At 59.2% G+C, this 17,591-nt stretch carries 13 protein-coding genes and 1 tRNA gene; all 14 read left to right on the top strand.

All coding sequences use genetic code 11. From position 1 onward, the window contains the following. The gene (gene tuf, locus IEV38_RS15205; protein ID WP_188396392.1) at positions 1-1,191 is read left to right on the top strand and encodes an elongation factor Tu; all 1,191 of its coding nucleotides are present in this window, start codon (positions 1-3) and stop codon (positions 1,189-1,191) included. Between the two features lie 64 nt (positions 1,192-1,255). Continuing rightward, positions 1,256-1,331 (top strand) — tRNA-Trp (locus IEV38_RS15200). Positions 1,332-1,368: 37 nt separating this feature from the next. Further along, a complete protein-coding gene (secE, locus tag IEV38_RS15195; RefSeq protein ID WP_188397603.1) occupies positions 1,369-1,752 on the top strand; it encodes a preprotein translocase subunit SecE in 384 nt (127 codons plus the stop codon). After that, a complete protein-coding gene (gene nusG / locus IEV38_RS15190; RefSeq protein WP_188397601.1) occupies positions 1,752-2,354 on the top strand; it encodes a transcription termination/antitermination protein NusG in 603 nt (200 codons plus the stop codon). The genes secE and nusG overlap by 1 nt, the downstream gene beginning before the upstream one ends. A 133-nt stretch (positions 2,355-2,487) precedes the next feature. Then, the gene (gene rplK, locus IEV38_RS15185) at positions 2,488-2,919 is read left to right on the top strand and encodes a 50S ribosomal protein L11 (protein WP_188397600.1); all 432 of its coding nucleotides are present in this window, start codon (positions 2,488-2,490) and stop codon (positions 2,917-2,919) included. Further along, on the top strand, positions 2,919-3,614 hold the full coding sequence (rplA, locus tag IEV38_RS15180) for a 50S ribosomal protein L1 (RefSeq protein ID WP_188397599.1): 696 nt from the start codon (positions 2,919-2,921) through the stop codon (positions 3,612-3,614). The genes rplK and rplA overlap by 1 nt, the downstream gene beginning before the upstream one ends. Positions 3,615-3,927: 313 nt before the next feature. After that, complete coding sequence (rplJ, locus tag IEV38_RS15175) at positions 3,928-4,473, top strand: 50S ribosomal protein L10 (protein WP_188397598.1); 546 nt, start codon at positions 3,928-3,930, stop codon at positions 4,471-4,473. A 98-nt stretch (positions 4,474-4,571) separates the two neighbouring features. After that, complete coding sequence (gene rplL / locus IEV38_RS15170; protein ID WP_188397597.1) at positions 4,572-4,952, top strand: 50S ribosomal protein L7/L12; 381 nt, start codon at positions 4,572-4,574, stop codon at positions 4,950-4,952. Positions 4,953-5,214: 262 nt separating this feature from the next. Next, entirely contained in the window at positions 5,215-9,321 is a 4,107-nt protein-coding gene (rpoB, locus tag IEV38_RS15165; protein WP_188397595.1) for a DNA-directed RNA polymerase subunit beta, read from the top strand. Between the two features lie 216 nt (positions 9,322-9,537). Beyond that, a complete protein-coding gene (rpoC, locus tag IEV38_RS15160; protein ID WP_188397593.1) occupies positions 9,538-13,782 on the top strand; it encodes a DNA-directed RNA polymerase subunit beta' in 4,245 nt (1,414 codons plus the stop codon). 380 nt (positions 13,783-14,162) lie between these two features. Further along, a complete protein-coding gene (rpsL, locus tag IEV38_RS15155) occupies positions 14,163-14,546 on the top strand; it encodes a 30S ribosomal protein S12 (RefSeq protein ID WP_057293079.1) in 384 nt (127 codons plus the stop codon). 137 nt (positions 14,547-14,683) lie between these two features. Beyond that, positions 14,684-15,154: a 30S ribosomal protein S7 gene (gene rpsG, locus IEV38_RS15150; protein WP_188397591.1), complete on the top strand. Its 471-nt coding sequence runs from the start codon at positions 14,684-14,686 to the stop codon at positions 15,152-15,154. 123 nt (positions 15,155-15,277) lie between these two features. Further along, the gene (fusA, locus tag IEV38_RS15145) at positions 15,278-17,386 is read left to right on the top strand and encodes an elongation factor G (RefSeq protein WP_188397588.1); all 2,109 of its coding nucleotides are present in this window, start codon (positions 15,278-15,280) and stop codon (positions 17,384-17,386) included. A 101-nt stretch (positions 17,387-17,487) separates the two neighbouring features. Further along, positions 17,488-17,591 (top strand): GTP-binding protein (locus IEV38_RS15140; RefSeq protein WP_229726451.1); only part of this gene is annotated, 104 nt, incomplete at its 3' end.

The raw sequence follows: 17,591 nt of genomic DNA, 5'->3' as shown, positions 1-17,591 counted from the left end.
ATGGCAAAAGGCAAATTCGAGCGGACCAAGCCGCACGTGAATGTGGGCACGATTGGTCACGTTGACCATGGCAAGACGACGCTGACGGCGGCGATTGCGACGGTGTTGTCGAAGAAGTTTGGCGGCGAAGCCAAGGGCTACGACCAGATTGACGCGGCACCTGAAGAGAAAGCACGCGGCATCACCATCAACACCGCGCACGTCGAATACGAAACCGCCAACCGTCACTACGCACACGTTGACTGCCCAGGCCACGCCGACTATGTGAAAAACATGATCACGGGCGCTGCGCAAATGGACGGCGCCATCCTGGTCTGCTCCGCAGCCGACGGTCCGATGCCGCAAACGCGCGAACACATCCTGCTGTCGCGCCAGGTTGGCGTTCCGTACATCATCGTCTTCCTCAACAAGGCAGACATGGTTGACGACGAAGAACTGCTCGAACTGGTCGAAATGGAAGTGCGTGAGCTCCTTTCGAAATACGAATTCCCAGGCGACGACCTGCCGATCGTCAAAGGCTCGGCCAAGCTCGCCCTCGAAGGCGACACCGGTCCTCTGGGCGAACAAGCCATCATGGCCCTCGCAGAAGCCCTCGACACCTACATCCCGACGCCGGAACGCGCCGTTGACGGCACCTTCCTGCTGCCGGTCGAAGACGTGTTCTCGATCTCGGGTCGTGGTACGGTCGTCACCGGCCGTGTCGAACGCGGCGTGATCAAGGTCGGCGAAGAAATCGAAATCGTCGGTATCCGTGATACGCAAAAAACCACCTGCACCGGCGTCGAAATGTTCCGCAAGCTGCTCGACCAAGGTCAGGCAGGCGACAACGTCGGCGTGCTGCTGCGTGGTACCAAGCGTGAAGACGTGGAACGTGGTCAAGTTCTGGCAAAACCAGGTTCGATCAAGCCACACAAACACTTCACCGGCGAGATCTACGTGTTGTCGAAAGACGAAGGCGGCCGTCACACCCCGTTCTTCAATAACTACCGTCCGCAGTTCTACTTCCGTACGACGGACGTGACGGGCTCGATCGAACTGCCGAAGGACAAGGAAATGGTCATGCCGGGCGACAACGTGTCGATCACGGTGCAACTGATCAACCCGATCGCAATGGAAGAAGGTCTGCGTTTCGCCATCCGTGAAGGCGGTCGTACCGTCGGCGCCGGTGTCGTGGCTAAGATCATCGAGTAAGAAATGAATGATGCGGCGATCCTCGGATCGCCGTAGTCGATTCAGGTAGTGGTAGTGCAATCGTAGGGGCGTAGCTCAATTGGCAGAGTGACGGTCTCCAAAACCGTAGGTTGGGGGTTCGAGGCCCTCCGCCCCTGCCACCGGATTCTGGTGCAGGGTATCGAAAGCAAACTAGCAATGTCTAATCAACCCGTACAAACTGTTGGCGCGTCAGGTGACAAGGTCAAGGTCGCCCTGGCAATTCTCGCTGCAATCGCGGGCGTGGTCGGATTTTATGTATTGTCGGACAAGGCAACGGCGATTCGTGCTGCTGCCCTGGTTGGCGGTCTGATTGTGGCTGTCGCGATCGCGTGGACGTCCACGCCGGGTCGCGATTTCCTCAATTTCTCCAAGGAAGCTGTTCGCGAAACCAAGAAGGTCGTGTGGCCGACTCGCCGCGAAGCGTTGCAGATGACCGCAATCGTGTTCGGTTTTGTGGTGGTCATGGCGATTTTCCTCTGGGGTACGGACAAGCTGCTCGAAGTTGTGTTGTATGACCTGATTTTGGGCTGGAAAAGATAATGAGTGACCCTATTCAGGATGATGCAGAAAACGGCGCCTCGGGCGCCGCTGCCGCTGCAGCGTCCACAAGCAAGAAGCGCTGGTATGTCGTGCACGCCTATTCCGGCATGGAAAAGAGCGTGCAGCGCGCCTTGATGGAGCGCGTCGCGCGCGCCGGCATGGAAGATCAGTTCGGCCAGATCCTGGTGCCGACCGAAGAGGTGGTGGAAGTCAAGAACGGTCACAAGTCGGTGACCGAGCGTCGTTTCTTTCCCGGCTACGTGCTGGTCGAAATGGAAATGACCGACGAAACCTGGCACCTGGTCAAGAACACCAACAAGGTCACCGGTTTCATCGGCGGCAAGTCGAACAAGCCGACGCCGATTCCGCCGCACGAAGTCGACAAGATCATGCAGCAGATGCAGGACGGCGTCGAAAAGCCGCGTCCGAAGGTGCTGTACGAAGTGGGCGAGATGGTCCGCATCAAGGATGGTCCGTTCACCGACTTCAACGGCAACGTCGAGGAAGTCAACTACGAGAAGTCCAAGGTGCGCGTCTCGGTCACGATCTTCGGTCGTGCCACGCCGGTGGAACTCGAATTCGGCCAGGTCGAAAAAGTTTAAGCGCGGGTTGCGGCGCGACGAAACCCGGGTTTCGTCAGATGCAACTGCAGTAGGCAGTACCAAGAGGAGCCTCAGTAGCAAGTCGCAAGACGGCGAACCGGCGCTACCACTCAAACCAATGTAGGAGCCATCAATGGCCAAGAAAATCGTTGGCTTTATCAAGCTGCAAGTGCCGGCTGGTAAGGCAAATCCCTCTCCTCCGATCGGCCCGGCCCTGGGCCAGCGCGGTCTCAACATCATGGAATTCTGCAAGGCGTTCAACGCCCAGACCCAAGGTGTCGAGCCGGGCATGCCGATCCCTGTCGTGATCACCGCATTTGCCGACAAGTCCTTCACCTTCGTGATGAAGACGCCGCCGGCAACCTACCTGATCAAGAAGCATTCGGGCGTGCAAAAAGGTTCGGCCAAGCCGCATACCGACAAGGTCGGCAAGCTGACCCGCGCACAAGCGGAAGAAATCGCTAAATTGAAAGGCCCGGATCTGACCGCGGCCGACCTCGAGGCTGCTGTGCGTACCATCGCCGGTTCCGCGCGCTCGATGGGCATCACGGTGGAGGGTCTGTAATGGCTAAGCTGTCCAAACGCGCCAAGGCAATCAAGGCCAAGGTCGATCGCATCAAGGCATATCCGTTCGACAGCGCCGTTGCGCTGATCAAGGAATGCGCTACCGCCAAGTTCGATGAATCCATCGACATCTCGGTTCAGCTCGGCGTTGATCCGAAGAAGTCGGATCAGGTCGTTCGCGGTTCCGTCGTGCTGCCTGCCGGTACCGGCAAGACCGTTCGTGTCGCCGTGTTCGCTTCCGGCGACAAGGCAGAGCAGGCCAAGGCCGCTGGCGCTGACATCGTCGGCATGGAAGACCTGGCAGAACAGATCAAGGCCGGCAACATGCCGTTCGACATCGTCATCGCCTCGCCGGATACCATGCGTATCGTCGGTACGCTCGGTCAGATCCTCGGCCCGCGCGGCATGATGCCGAACCCGAAAGTCGGTACCGTCACGCCTGACGTCGCCACCGCCGTCAAGAACGCCAAGGCCGGTCAGGTCCAGTACCGTACTGACAAGGCCGGCATCATTCACGCCACCATCGGCCGCAAATCGTTCTCGGACGAGGCGCTCAAGTCGAACCTGCTGGCGCTGATCGATGCCCTGAACAAGGCCAAGCCTGCATCGAGCAAGGGTATCTACCTGCGCAAGGTCTCGCTGTCCTCGACGATGGGCGCCGGCGTGCGTGTCGATCAAACGACGCTCGCCGCTTAATGGCAGAATCAAGTCCCGCTGCTCCGTGCAGCGGGCGCATCTTTGGGCTGGACCTGCTTCGGCAGCAATGAAGAAGGTTCAGGCAATCAAAGACCGTTGGGCGGCGCACATGCTGTTTGGTGTGCAAAGTTAAACATCGCATCGGTAACGATCGATACCCAGCGCAGATGGTGACCCGAACAAGTTTTGCAGTCTCTTTTGCTGGTTTCTCCAGTATGGAACTCCTGACTTCGGACGCCGTGTTCGAACAGATGCAAGGCAGGCAGCCAATCGCGGCTGTGCAGTGGCCGAACATCATTTTTGGAGGTTGATCTTGAGTCTCAATCTGAATGACAAAAAGGCCGTCGTCGCCGAGATCTCTGCCAAGGTAGCATCGGCACAGACCATCGTCGTGGCCGAATATCGTGGCATCCAGGTTGGTCACTTGACGCAACTGCGCGCCAAAGCGCGTGCCGAAGGCGTGTACCTGCGCGTGTTGAAAAACACGCTCGCTCGTCGCGCTGTTGAGGGCACGCCGTTTGCACCGCTGGCCTCTGAGCTGACCGGTCCGCTGATCTACTCGATCTCGGAAGATGCCGTTGCTGCGGCCAAAGTCGTTTCCGACTTTGCCAAAACCAACGACAAACTGGTCGTCAAGGCAGGTAACTATGCCGGCAAGCCCCTCGACAAGGCGGGCGTGACGGCATTGGCAAACATTCCTAGCCGTGAAGTCCTGCTGGCCCAAGTCCTGGGCATGATGCTGGTCCCGGTTGCGAGCTTTACGCGTGGTCTGGCTGCTCTTGCTGCTAAAAAATCTGAAGGCGATGCGCCTGCAGAAGCAGCACCGGCAGCCGAATCGACCGAAGCTGCAGCGGAATAAGAGGCTGGCCGCATTGCGGCCGCTTCCCACCTGCGTTTCGGACGCATTCGCGTCAGAACCAACTCGATGTAATTACTGAAAAAATTTAGGAGTTTCAAATGGCAATTAGCAAAGACGACATCCTGGAAGCCGTAGGCAACCTGACCGTCCTGGAACTGAATGACCTGGTCAAGGCATTCGAAGAAAAATTCGGCGTTTCGGCTGCTGCAATGGCCGCACCTGCTGCTGGCGGCGGTGCTGCTGGCGGTGCTGCAGCTGCTGAAGAGCAAACCGAATTCAACGTTGTCCTGACCGAAGTCGGCGCCAACAAGGTCGGCGTCATTAAAGCCGTCCGCGAAATCACCGGTCTGGGCCTGAAAGAAGCCAAGGATCTGGTTGACGGTGCACCGAAGCCAGTCAAAGAAGGCCTCGCCAAGGCAGACGCCGAAGCAGCCAAGAAAAAACTGGAAGAAGCTGGCGCAAAAGCCGACCTCAAGTAATCGGATTTTGCCGACGCTGTCATTTTGCAGCGTACGAGCCAAAGCGCGGAACCGCTTGAAAGAGCGGTTCGGCTTTGGCTCATTGTCGTTTTTGTATTTTTTGTCGCCGAAAGCGGGCTCGACCAAAGTCGGGTATCCTTACAGGTTCGGTTAAAGGGCAGAGACTTGAGGTTTCTATGCGTCAAATTGCGCCTCTGCAATTTGCACATCGTGATCCGAATCCTGAATTCTCTATCCTTCCCCTGTCACTCACGGAGTGTCCATGCACTACTCATTTACTGAGAAGAAGCGCATTCGCAAGTCGTTCGCGAAACGCGCTAACGTCCACCACGTTCCGTTCCTGCTTGCCACCCAGCTCGAGTCGTATCAGAGTTTTCTGCAGGAAAATGTCATTCCATCGCAGCGCAAGAATGAAGGGCTGCAATCCGCCTTCACCTCGATTTTCCCCATCGTTTCGCACAACGGTTTTGCGCGTCTCGAATTCCTGTCGTATGTATTAGGCGATCCTCCGTTCGATGTCAAGGAATGCCAACAGCGTGGGTTGACGTTCGCGTCGCCGCTGCGCGCCAAGGTGCGCCTCGTGATCCTCGACAAGGAGTCGCCGACCAAGCCGGTCGTCAAGGAAATGAAGGAGCAGGAAGTCTATATGGGCGAACTGCCGCTCATGACGACCACCGGTTCGTTCGTCATCAACGGTACCGAGCGTGTCATCGTGTCGCAGCTGCACCGTTCGCCGGGCGTGTTCTTCGAACACGACCGCGGCAAGACGCACTCGTCGGGCAAGCTGCTGTTCTCGGCGCGCATCATTCCTTACCGCGGTTCGTGGCTGGACTACGAATTCGATCCGAAGGACATCCTGTTCTTCCGCGTCGACCGTCGCCGCAAGATGCCGGTCACCATCCTGCTGAAAGCCATCGGCATGACGCCGGAGCAGATCCTCGAGCACTTCTTCGTGTTCGACGACTTCAAGCTGCGCGAAGAGGGTGCGGAGATGGCGTTCGTCGCCGAGCGTCTGCGCGGTGAAGTGGCGCGTTTCGACATCGCCGACAAGGCCGGCAAGGTGTTGGTCGCCAAGGACAAGCGCATCAACAGCAAGCACGTGCGCGACATTGAAGCCGCCGGCATCAAGCATATTTCGGTACCGGAAGACTACCTGCTGGGCCGTGTGCTGGCCAAGAACGTGGTGGACGGCGATACCGGCGAAGTGCTGGCCAATGCCAACGACGAGCTGACCGAAGAAACGCTGGCGCGTCTGCGCGAAGCCGGCATCGACACCATCCAGACGCTGTTCACCAACGATCTGGATCAGGGCGCCTACATCTCGCAGACCCTGCGCATGGACGACACCGCCGACCAGATGGCTGCGCGCGTGGCCATCTATCGCATGATGCGTCCTGGCGAACCGCCGACCGAAGATTCGGTCGAGGCCCTGTTCAACGGCCTGTTCTACAACGCCGAGCGCTATGACCTGTCGGCCGTCGGCCGCATGAAGTTCAACCGCCGCGTCGGCCGCGAAGAACTGACCGGCCCGATGACGCTGTCGAACGACGACATCCTGGCCGTGATCAAGATCCTGGTCGAGCTGCGCAACGGTCGCGGCGAAGTCGACGATATCGATCACCTTGGTAACCGTCGCGTGCGTTGCGTCGGCGAACTGGCGGAAAACCAGTTCCGCGCCGGCCTCGTGCGTGTCGAGCGCGCAGTCAAGGAGCGTCTCGGCCAGGCCGAAGCCGACAACCTGATGCCGCACGACCTGATCAACTCCAAGCCGATCTCGGCCGCGATCCGCGAATTCTTCGGTTCGTCGCAGCTGTCGCAGTTCATGGATCAGACCAACCCGTTGTCCGAGATCACGCACAAACGCCGTGTTTCGGCTCTCGGCCCTGGCGGTCTGACGCGCGAACGCGCCGGCTTCGAGGTGCGCGACGTGCACCCGACCCACTACGGCCGCGTGTGCCCGATCGAAACGCCTGAAGGCCCGAACATCGGTCTGATCAACTCGCTGGCGCTGTATGCGCGCCTGAACGAGTACGGCTTCCTCGAAACGCCGTACCGCAAGGTTGACGGCAGCAAGGTCACCAACCAGATCGACTATCTGTCGGCGATCGAGGAAGGCCGCTATATCATCGCCCAGGCGAACGCGACCATCGACAAGTCCGGCAAGCTGTCGGACGAACTGGTGTCGGCGCGTGAAGCGGGCGAAACCATTCTGGTGTCGCCGGAACGCGTGCAGTACATGGACGTGGCGCCGGGCCAGGTGGTTTCCGTTGCAGCGTCGCTGATTCCGTTCCTCGAACACGATGACGCGAACCGCGCATTGATGGGTGCCAACATGCAGCGTCAGGCCGTGCCTTGCCTGCGTCCGGAAAAAGCCTTCGTCGGTACCGGCATCGAGCGCACCGTGGCAGTCGACTCGGGTACCACCGTGCAGGCACTGCGTGGCGGTGTGGTTGACTACATCGATGCAGGCCGTGTCGTGATTCGCGTCAACGACGACGAAGCCGCTGCCGGTGAAGTCGGTGTCGATATCTACAACCTGATCAAGTACACGCGTTCCAACCAGAACACCAACATCAACCAGCGTCCGATCGTGCAAGTGGGCGATCGCGTGGCACGCGGCGACGTGATCGCCGACGGCGCATCGACCGACCTCGGCGAACTGGCACTCGGCCAGAACATGCTGGTCGCGTTCATGCCGTGGAACGGCTACAACTTCGAGGATTCGATCCTGATCTCGGAGAAGGTGGTTGCAGACGATCGCTATACCTCGATCCACATCGAGGAACTGTCGGTTGTCGCACGCGACACCAAGCTGGGCGCCGAGGAAATCACGCGCGACATCTCGAACCTGGCCGAGAACCAACTGGCCCGTCTGGATGAATCCGGCATCGTCTATATCGGCGCTGAAGTGACCGCCGGCGATACGCTGGTCGGTAAAGTGACGCCGAAGGGCGAAACGCAGCTGACGCCGGAGGAAAAACTGCTGCGCGCGATCTTCGGTGAAAAAGCATCGGACGTGAAAGATACCTCGCTGCGCGTACCGTCCGGCATGGTCGGTACCGTCATCGACGTGCAGGTCTTCACGCGCGAAGGCATCCAGCGCGACAAGCGCGCCCAGCAGATCATCGACGATGAACTGCAGCGCTATCGCCTGGACCTGAACGATCAGCTGCGTATCGTCGAAGGCGATGCCTTCCAGCGTCTCGAGAAGATGCTGATCGGCAAGGTCGTCAACGGCGGTCCGAAGAAGATCGCCAAGGGCAGCAAGATCACCAAGGAATATCTGGACGATCTGGACAAGTACCACTGGTTCGACATCCGTCCTGCGGACGATACCTCGGCCAACGCACTCGAAGCGATCAAGGAATCGATCGCCGAGAAGCGTCACCAGTTCGATCTGGCTTTCGAAGAGAAGCGCAAGAAACTGACGCAAGGCGACGAACTGCCGCCAGGCGTGCAGAAGATGGTCAAGGTCTATCTGGCCGTCAAGCGTCGCCTGCAGCCTGGCGACAAGATGGCGGGTCGTCATGGTAACAAGGGCGTGGTCTCGCGCATCGTGCCGGTGGAAGACATGCCGTACATGGCCGACGGTACGCCGGCCGACGTCGTGCTGAACCCGCTGGGCGTGCCGTCGCGCATGAACGTCGGTCAGGTGCTGGAAGTCCACCTGGGCTGGGCGGCAAAAGGCCTGGGTCTGCGCATCGGCGAAATGCTGCGCGCGCAAGCCAAGGCAACCGAACTGCGCAAGTTCCTGACGCAGATCTACAACGAGTCGGGCAAGTCGGAAGATATCGACAGCCTGTCCGACGAGGAAGTGCTGACGCTGGCAGCCAATCTCAAGAACGGTGTGCCGTTCGCGACGCCGGTGTTCGACGGCGCGCACGAAGAAGAGATTCGCCGCATGCTGGATCTGGCCTATCCGGAAGAGATCGCCACCAATCTGGGCATGACGCCGTCGAAGAACCAGGTCACGATGTACGACGGTCGCACCGGCGAGGCATTCGAGCGCACGGTCACGGTCGGCTACATGCACATGCTGAAGCTGCACCATCTGGTCGACGACAAGATGCACGCACGCTCGACCGGCCCTTACTCGCTGGTCACGCAGCAACCGTTGGGCGGCAAGGCGCAGTTCGGTGGTCAGCGCTTCGGCGAGATGGAAGTCTGGGCGCTGGAAGCCTACGGCGCATCGTATGTGCTGCAAGAGATGCTGACCGTCAAGTCCGATGACGTGAATGGCCGTACCAAGGTTTATGAAAACCTCGTCAAGGGCGACCACGTGATCGACGCCGGCATGCCGGAATCCTTCAACGTTCTCGTGAAGGAAATCCGCTCGCTGGGTATCGACATCGATCTCGAGCGCGACTAAGCATGACAGGGGCGGCGCAAGCCGCCCCGCAGCCGTCCGAACTAGGGCGGCAACCAAAGATTTGCAGTATTAGCAGTACGGACGTGTCACCTGTCCCGGTATACGCGGCACCCTGCCACTTCAGGCTCGGCTCTCCCGCGGATGCGAACAGGGTTAGTACAGGCGGAACACGACCGCGTTATACATCAGCGTTTTTCACGCCAACTGGAGTGATACATGAAAGCACTGCTCGATCTATTCAAGCAAGTTCAGCAAAACGAACAATTCGACGCGATCAAGATCGGTCTGGCATCGCCGGAGAAGATTCGTTCGTGGTCCTACGGCGAAGTCAAGAAGCCGGAAACCATCAACTATCGTACCTTCAAACCTGAACGTGACGGCTTGTTCTGCGCCAAGATCTTTGGCCCGATCAAGGATTACGAATGCCTGTGTGGCAAGTACAAGCGCCTCAAGCACCGTGGCGTGATCTGTGAAAAATGCGGCGTCGAAGTCACGCTGGCAAAAGTGCGCCGCGAGCGCATGGGTCACATCGAACTGGCTTCGCCGACCGCGCACATCTGGTTCCTGAAATCGCTGCCGTCGCGTCTGGGCATGGTGCTCGACATGACGCTGCGCGACATCGAACGCGTGCTGTACTTCGAAGCCTACGTCGTCACCGATCCGGGCATGACGCCGCTGAAGAAGTGCCAGATCATGTCGGAAGACGATTACGCCGCCAAGTATGAAGAGTACGGCGACGATTTCACCGCATTCATGGGTGCCGAAGGCATCCGCGAACTGCTGCGTTCGATCGACATCGACCGCGATGCGGAAACGCTGCGCCAGGACCTGAAAGAGTCGAAGTCCGAAGCCAAGATCAAGAAATACGCCAAGCGCCTGAAAGTACTCGAGGCATTCCAGCGTTCGGGCATCAAGCCGGACTGGATGATCATGGAAGTGCTGCCGGTGCTGCCGCCGGAGCTGCGTCCGCTGGTGCCGCTGGACGGTGGCCGCTTCGCGACTTCCGACCTCAACGATCTGTATCGTCGCGTCATCAACCGCAACAACCGTCTGAAGCGCCTGATGGAACTGCGCGCGCCGGAAATCATCACGCGCAACGAAAAGCGCATGCTGCAGGAAGCCGTCGACTCGCTGCTCGACAACGGCCGCCGCGGCAAGGCCATGACCGGCGCCAACAAGCGTCCGCTGAAGTCGCTGGCCGAGATGATCAAGGGCAAGGGCGGTCGTTTCCGTCAAAACCTGCTGGGCAAGCGCGTCGACTACTCGGGCCGTTCGGTCATCGTGGTCGGTCCGCAGCTCAAACTGCACCAGTGCGGTCTGCCGAAGCTGATGGCGCTCGAACTGTTCAAGCCGTTCATCTTCAACAAGCTCGAACTGATGGGCCTGGCGACCACGATCAAGGCCGCCAAGAAGCTGGTTGAAATCCAGGAACCGGTGGTCTGGGACATCCTGGAAGACGTGATCCGCGAACATCCGGTCATGCTGAACCGCGCACCGACGCTGCACCGTCTGGGCATCCAGGCGTTCGAGCCGGTCCTGATCGAAGGCAAGGCAATTCAGTTGCACCCGCTGGTTTGCGCCGCATTCAACGCCGACTTCGACGGCGACCAGATGGCCGTTCACGTGCCGCTGTCGATCGAAGCGCAGATGGAAGCGCGCACGCTGATGCTGGCGTCGAACAACATCCTGTTCCCGTCCAACGGCGAACCGTCGATCGTGCCGTCGCAGGATATCGTGCTGGGTCTGTACTACGCCACGCGTGAACAGATCAACGGCAAGGGCGAAGGCATGCTGTTCCCGGATGTGTCGGAAGTCATCCGCGCCTACGACAACAAGGAAGTCGAACTGACCACGCGCATCACGGTGCGTATCACCGAGTATCCGAAGAACGCGGAAACCGGTGAATTCGACAAGACCGTCACCCGTTATGAAACGACGGTTGGCCGCGCCATCCTATCGGAAATCCTGCCGAAAGGCCTGCCGTTCAGCGTGCTGAATCGCGCCCTGAAGAAGAAAGAGATTTCGCGCCTGATCAACCTGTCGTTCCGCAAGTGCGGTCTGCGCGCCACCGTGGTGTTCGCCGACCAACTGCTGCAATCGGGCTTCCGCCTCGCTACGCGCGCCGGCATCTCGATCTGTGTCGACGACATGCTGGTGCCGCCGCAAAAGGTCGATATCATCGCCGCCGCGGAAAACGAAGTGAAGCAGATCCAGCAGCAATACGCATCGGGTCTGGTGACGGCTGGCGAGCGCTACAACAAGGTGGTTGACATCTGGGGCAGCGCCGGCGACGACGTCGGCAAGGCCATGATGGAACAACTGAAGGTCGAGGACGTCGTCAAGCGCGACGGTACCAAGTCGACGCAGGAATCGTTCAACGCCATTTACATGATGGCCGACTCCGGCGCGCGCGGTTCCGCAGCGCAGATCCGTCAGCTGGCCGGCATGCGCGGCCTGATGGCCAAGCCGGACGGCTCGATCATCGAAACGCCGATCACCGCGAACTTCCGCGAAGGTCTGAACGTGCTGCAGTACTTCATCTCGACCCACGGCGCACGTAAGGGCCTGGCAGATACCGCGCTGAAGACCGCGAACTCGGGTTACCTGACCCGTCGTCTGGTCGACGTGACGCAGGATCTGGTCGTGATCGAAGACGATTGCGGCACCAGCAACGGCGCATCGATGAAGGCGCTGGTCGAAGGCGGTGAAGTCATCGAGGCGCTGCGCGACCGTATCCTGGGTCGCGTTGCGGCAACCGATGTCGTTAACCCGGAAACGCAGGAAACGCTGTACGCTGCCGGCACGCTGCTGAACGAAGACATGGTCGAAGAGATCGAGCAACTCGGTATCGACGAAGTCAAGGTCCGCACGCCGCTGACCTGCGACACGCGCTACGGTCTGTGCGCGCAGTGCTACGGTCGCGACCTCGGTCGCGGCATGCTGGTCAACGCCGGCGAAGCCGTCGGTGTGGTCGCCGCGCAGTCGATCGGCGAACCGGGCACCCAGCTCACGATGCGTACCTTCCACATCGGCGGTGCGGCATCGCGTGCAGCGGTCGCCTCGTCGGTCGAAGCCAAGTCCAACGGTACGGTCCGCTTTACCGCGGCCATGCGCTACGTCACCAACGGCAAGGGCGGTCAGATCGTCATTTCCCGTTCGGGCGAAGTGCTGATCACCGACGATATCGGCCGCGAGCGCGAACGTCACAAGGTGCCTTACGGCGCCACGCTGATCGTGCAGGACGGCATGGCCATCAAGGCCGGTACCGCACTGGCGACCTGGGATCCGCTGACGCGCCCGATCATCACCGAGTACAGCGGTACGGTGAAGTTCGAGAACGTCGAGGAAGGTGTGACGGTTGCCCGTCAGATCGACGAAGTGACCGGTCTGTCGACGCTGGTCGTGATCGACGCCAAGCGCCGCGGCTCAACCACCAAGTCGGTGCGTCCGCAGGTCAAGCTGCTCAACGAGAAGGGCGAGGAAGTCAAGATCGCCGGCACCGAGCACGCCGTGACCATCGGCTTCCAGGTTGGCGCACTGATCACTGTGAAAGACGGTCAGCAGGTCTCCGTTGGCGAAGTGCTGGCGCGTATTCCGACCGAATCGCAGAAAACGCGTGACATCACGGGCGGTCTGCCGCGTGTTGCCGAGCTGTTCGAAGCGCGTTCACCGAAGGATGCCGGCATGCTGGCGGAAGTCACCGGTACGGTTGCGTTCGGCAAGGAAACCAAGGGCAAGCAACGCCTGGAAATCACCGACATGGACGGCAACAAGCACGAGTTCCTGATCACCAAGGACAAGCAGGTGCTGGTGCACGACGGCCAGGTCGTGAACAAGGGCGAGATGATCGTGGACGGCCCGGCCGATCCGCAAGACATCCTGCGTCTGCTGGGCATCGAAGCGCTGGCACGTTACATCGTCGACGAAGTGCAGGACGTCTATCGTCTGCAGGGCGTGAAGATCAACGACAAGCACATCGAAGTCATCGTGCGTCAGATGCTGCGTCGCGTGCAGGTCGTGGAACCGGGTGATACCAACTACATCACGGGCGAGCAGGTCGAGCGCTCGGAGTTGCTGGAAGAGAACGATCGCGTGGTCGCCGAAGGCAAGATTCCGGCAACCTACGAAAACGTGCTGCTGGGCATCACCAAGGCTTCGCTGTCGACCGATTCCTTCATCTCGGCCGCTTCCTTCCAGGAAACGACCCGCGTGCTGACCGAAGCTGCAATCATGGGCAAGAAGGACGGCCTGCGCGGTCTGAAGGAAAACGTCATCGTCGGCCGCCTGATTCCTGCAGGTACCGGTCTGGCATTCCACCGTGCCCGCAAGGAAAAGGAGTCGTGGGAAGCGGAAGAGCGTCAGGCATTGCTGCAGGCCGAAAAGGCTGCGCGTGCTGCCGAGGCCGAAGCGCATTTCGCCGATATCTCGAGCGTGCCGGACAGCGATACGGACGCCTCCTGATTCGTCGGGCTGGAATAATAAAAAGCGCCGGGTTCTCCCGGCGCTTTTTTTATGAAAACCTTGTGCAACAGGGCCGGCGGAAATGGTGGGCAAAGGCGCGCATGGCGGATTTACAACGCCCGCCCGGCCCAGCATTCCGCAGTTGACGCGCCCGGGCTGAAGGGGTACACTCGCGAGTTCTCGATTTTAAGCTCTGCTGGGCTTAAGCGCTCTTTGGTCTGCATGTCGTCACGTCTGCACTCTCCTGCGCGCTTCTTCCTTCCTGGCTCCAGGATCGAGCCGCGCGATGAATTCCATTCTTCCGCACGATTTCCCGAGGCTTCGAACAACCGTTTTCGAGGCCGTATTATCAATGTAGTCATTAAGCTGGATAGAGAGCGATGCCAACTATCAATCAACTGATTCGCCAGCCGCGCGTTTCCGCGCGCGTCAAGAGCAAATCGCCGGCGCTGGAAAACAGCCCGCAAAAACGTGGCGTTTGCACCCGCGTTTACACCACGACCCCGAAGAAGCCTAACTCGGCTCTGCGTAAGGTCGCCAAGGTGCGCCTGACCAACGGTTTCGAAGTCATTTCGTACATCGGCGGTGAGGGTCACAACCTGCAGGAGCACAGCGTCGTGCTGCTGCGCGGCGGTCGTGTCAAGGATTTGCCGGGTGTGCGCTACCACATGGTTCGCGGTGCGCTGGATACCCAGGGCGTCAAGGATCGTAAGCAGGCACGTTCGAAGTACGGTGCCAAGCGTGCGAAAGCAGCCAAGAAGTAATCATTCGTTTTCCGTGTAAGCGCGGAATAGGGGTCGGTCCCGAATGGGCCGAGTAAGTGGGTGGTTATGATGACCGTCCGCGAGTGGGCAGCAGATCGATGCTGTCGCTCAACTGAAGATTTGAAAAAGGAATCGAAATGCCACGTCGTCGTGAAGTCCCGAAACGGGAAATTCTGCCTGATCCGAAATTCGGCAATGTTGATGTTGCCAAATTCGTCAACGTGTTGATGCTGTCCGGCAAGAAGTCGGTTGCGGAAAACATCATCTATGGTGCCTTTGATCAGATCCAGTCCAAATCGGGCAAGGATCCGCTCGAAGTCTTCCTCGCCGCGATCAACAACTGCAAGCCGATGGTCGAAGTGAAATCGCGCCGTGTCGGCGGTGCCAACTATCAGGTGCCGGTCGAAGTGCGTCCGATTCGCCGCATGGCGCTGTCGATGCGCTGGCTGCGTGAAGCTGCCAACAAGCGCAGCGAGAAATCCATGCCCCTGCGTCTGGCAGGTGAGCTGCTGGAAGCTGCGGAAGGCCGCGGCGGCGCGATGAAGAAGCGTGACGAGGTTCACCGCATGGCAGAAGCGAACAAGGCGTTCTCGCACTTCCGCTTCTAATGGATTGGGCGGCCGGATCGCAGGATGGTCCGGTCGCAGCATCAGTAATTTGTTCGAAGCCGGGCGACTGTTTTTCAAAAATGGCGCTCGGTTTTGTGCATTCAAAACAAACTAGGATTGATTATGGCCCGTAAGACCCCCATCGAGCGCTACCGCAATATCGGTATTTCTGCTCACATTGATGCAGGCAAGACCACCACTACCGAGCGCGTCCTGTTTTACACCGGCATGAACCACAAGTTGGGTGAGGTGCATGACGGTGCGGCAACGACCGACTGGATGGAGCAGGAACAAGAACGTGGCATCACCATTACTTCGGCGGCTGTCACTTGCTACTGGAAGGGTATGGCGAGCAATTTCCAGCCTCACCACATCAACATCATCGATACGCCGGGTCACGTCGATTTCACCATCGAGGTGGAGCGTTCGATGCGCGTGCTCGATGGCGCCTGCATGGTTTATTGCGCCGTGGGCGGCGTGCAGCCGCAATCGGAAACGGTGTGGCGTCAAGCGAACAAGTACAAGGTTCCGCGTCTCGCCTTCGTCAACAAGATGGATCGCACCGGCGCGAACTTCTTCAAGGTTTACGACCAGATGCGCGCGCGTCTGAAAGCCAACCCGATTCCTATTCAAGTGCCTATCGGCGCTGAAGATAATTTCACGGGCGTGGTCGATCTGGTCAAGATGAAGGCCATCATTTGGGATGACGCCTCGCAAGGCATGAAGTTCGAGTACGGCGACATCCCGGAAAATCTCGTTGCCGACGCCAACAAGTGGCGCGAGAACATGGTCGAGGCCGCGGCCGAGGCATCCGAAGAACTGATGAACAAGTACCTCGAAGAGGGCGAGCTTTCCGAGGAAGACATCAAAACGGCCTTGCGTCAACGTACGATTTCGGGCGAGATCGTGCCGATGCTGTGCGGTACTGCATTCAAGAACAAGGGTGTGCAGGCGATGCTTGATGCGGTGGTCGATTACCTGCCTTCGCCGGTGGATATTCCTCCTGTGCCTGGCGTGGACGAAGACGAAGAGGCGACTGTCCGCAAGGCTGCCGATGATGAGAAGTTCTCGGCCCTGGCTTTCAAAATCGCTACCGATCCCTTCGTCGGTCAATTGTGCTTTATCCGTTGCTACTCCGGTACGCTGAACTCGGGTGACAGCGTGCTGAACTCCGTCAAGGGCAAGAAAGAGCGTATCGGCCGTATCGTTCAGATGCAGGCGAACGAGCGTCAGGAGATCAAGGAAATGCGCGCCGGCGACATCGCCGCAGTGGTCGGTCTGAAAGACACGACGACGGGCGATACTCTGTGCGACGACAAGGCATTCGTTGTCCTGGAGCGCATGGTCTTCCCTGAGCCGGTGATTTCGCAGGCGGTCGAGCCGAAAACCAAGGCCGATCAGGAAAAGATGGGCTTGGCGCTGAACCGTCTGGCAGCCGAGGATCCATCGTTCCGCGTGCGTACGGATGAAGAGTCTGGTCAGACCATTATCGCCGGTATGGGCGAGCTGCACCTCGACATCATCGTTGACCGCATGAAGCGTGAATTCAACGTTGAAGCAACCGTCGGCAAGCCGCAGGTTGCCTACCGCGAAACGATTCGCAAGACTTGCGAAGAGATCGAAGGCAAGTTCGTCAAGCAGTCGGGTGGTCGTGGTCAGTATGGCCACGTGGTGCTGAAGATCGAGCCGCAAGAAGCCGGCAAGGGCTTCGAGTTCGTCGATGCGATCAAGGGTGGTACTGTTCCGCGCGAGTACATCCCGGCTGTCGAGAAGGGTGTGGTCGATACGCTGCAGAGTGGCGTGCTGGCCGGTTACCCGGTGGTTGACGTCAAGGTCACGCTGTTCTTCGGTTCGTACCACGATGTTGACTCGAACGAAAACGCGTTCCGCATGGCTGCCTCGATGGCATTCAAGGACGGCTGCCGCAAGGCTTCGCCGGTCATCCTCGAGCCGATGATGGCAGTCGAAGTGGAAACGCCGGAAGACTACGCCGGTACCGTGATGGGCGATCTGTCGTCGCGTCGCGGCATGGTGCAGGGCATGGATGAGATCGCCGGCGGTGGTGGCAAGATCATCAAGGCCGAAGTGCCGCTGTCGGAAATGTTCGGCTATGCGACCTCGCTGCGTTCCGCAACGCAAGGCCGTGCGACCTACACGATGGAATTCAAGCACTACGCTGAAGCGCCGAAGAACGTCATCGACGCCATCGTTACCTCCAAGGCTGGCAAGTAATGCATGAGGTGGCGCAGCCATCCGGCTGCGCCACCGTACAAGTTGTCACCCGTCGGGTGAATTTTGAATAGTAAAAATCGTTCTTTTGAAGGAAGAATAAAATGGCAAAAGGCAAATTCGAGCGGACCAAGCCGCACGTGAATGTGGGCACGATTGGTCACGTTGACCATGGCAAGACGACGCTGACGGCGGCGATTGCGACGGT

The organism is Oxalicibacterium flavum, assembly GCF_014635065.1.
Classification (GTDB): domain Bacteria; phylum Pseudomonadota; class Gammaproteobacteria; order Burkholderiales; family Burkholderiaceae_D; genus Oxalicibacterium; species Oxalicibacterium flavum.
This window is presented reverse-complemented; position numbering and strand designations above follow the sequence as displayed.

Bases quoted from the DNA above. Each gene is read 5' to 3' on its own strand.
- nusG (WP_188397601.1), top strand. From the start codon at position 1,752: ATGAGTGACCCTATTCAGGATGATGCAGAAAACGGCGCCTCGGGCGCC.
- rplA (WP_188397599.1), top strand. From the start codon at position 2,919: ATGGCTAAGCTGTCCAAACGCGCCAAGGCAATCAAGGCCAAGGTCGAT.
- rplK (WP_188397600.1), top strand. From the start codon at position 2,488: ATGGCCAAGAAAATCGTTGGCTTTATCAAGCTGCAAGTGCCGGCTGGT.
- rpsL (WP_057293079.1), top strand. From the start codon at position 14,163: ATGCCAACTATCAATCAACTGATTCGCCAGCCGCGCGTTTCCGCGCGC.
- rplL (WP_188397597.1), top strand. From the start codon at position 4,572: ATGGCAATTAGCAAAGACGACATCCTGGAAGCCGTAGGCAACCTGACC.
- rpoB (WP_188397595.1), top strand. From the start codon at position 5,215: ATGCACTACTCATTTACTGAGAAGAAGCGCATTCGCAAGTCGTTCGCG.
- tuf (WP_188396392.1), top strand. From the start codon at position 1: ATGGCAAAAGGCAAATTCGAGCGGACCAAGCCGCACGTGAATGTGGGC.
- fusA (WP_188397588.1), top strand. From the start codon at position 15,278: ATGGCCCGTAAGACCCCCATCGAGCGCTACCGCAATATCGGTATTTCT.
- rpsG (WP_188397591.1), top strand. From the start codon at position 14,684: ATGCCACGTCGTCGTGAAGTCCCGAAACGGGAAATTCTGCCTGATCCG.
- secE (WP_188397603.1), top strand. From the start codon at position 1,369: ATGTCTAATCAACCCGTACAAACTGTTGGCGCGTCAGGTGACAAGGTC.
- rpoC (WP_188397593.1), top strand. From the start codon at position 9,538: ATGAAAGCACTGCTCGATCTATTCAAGCAAGTTCAGCAAAACGAACAA.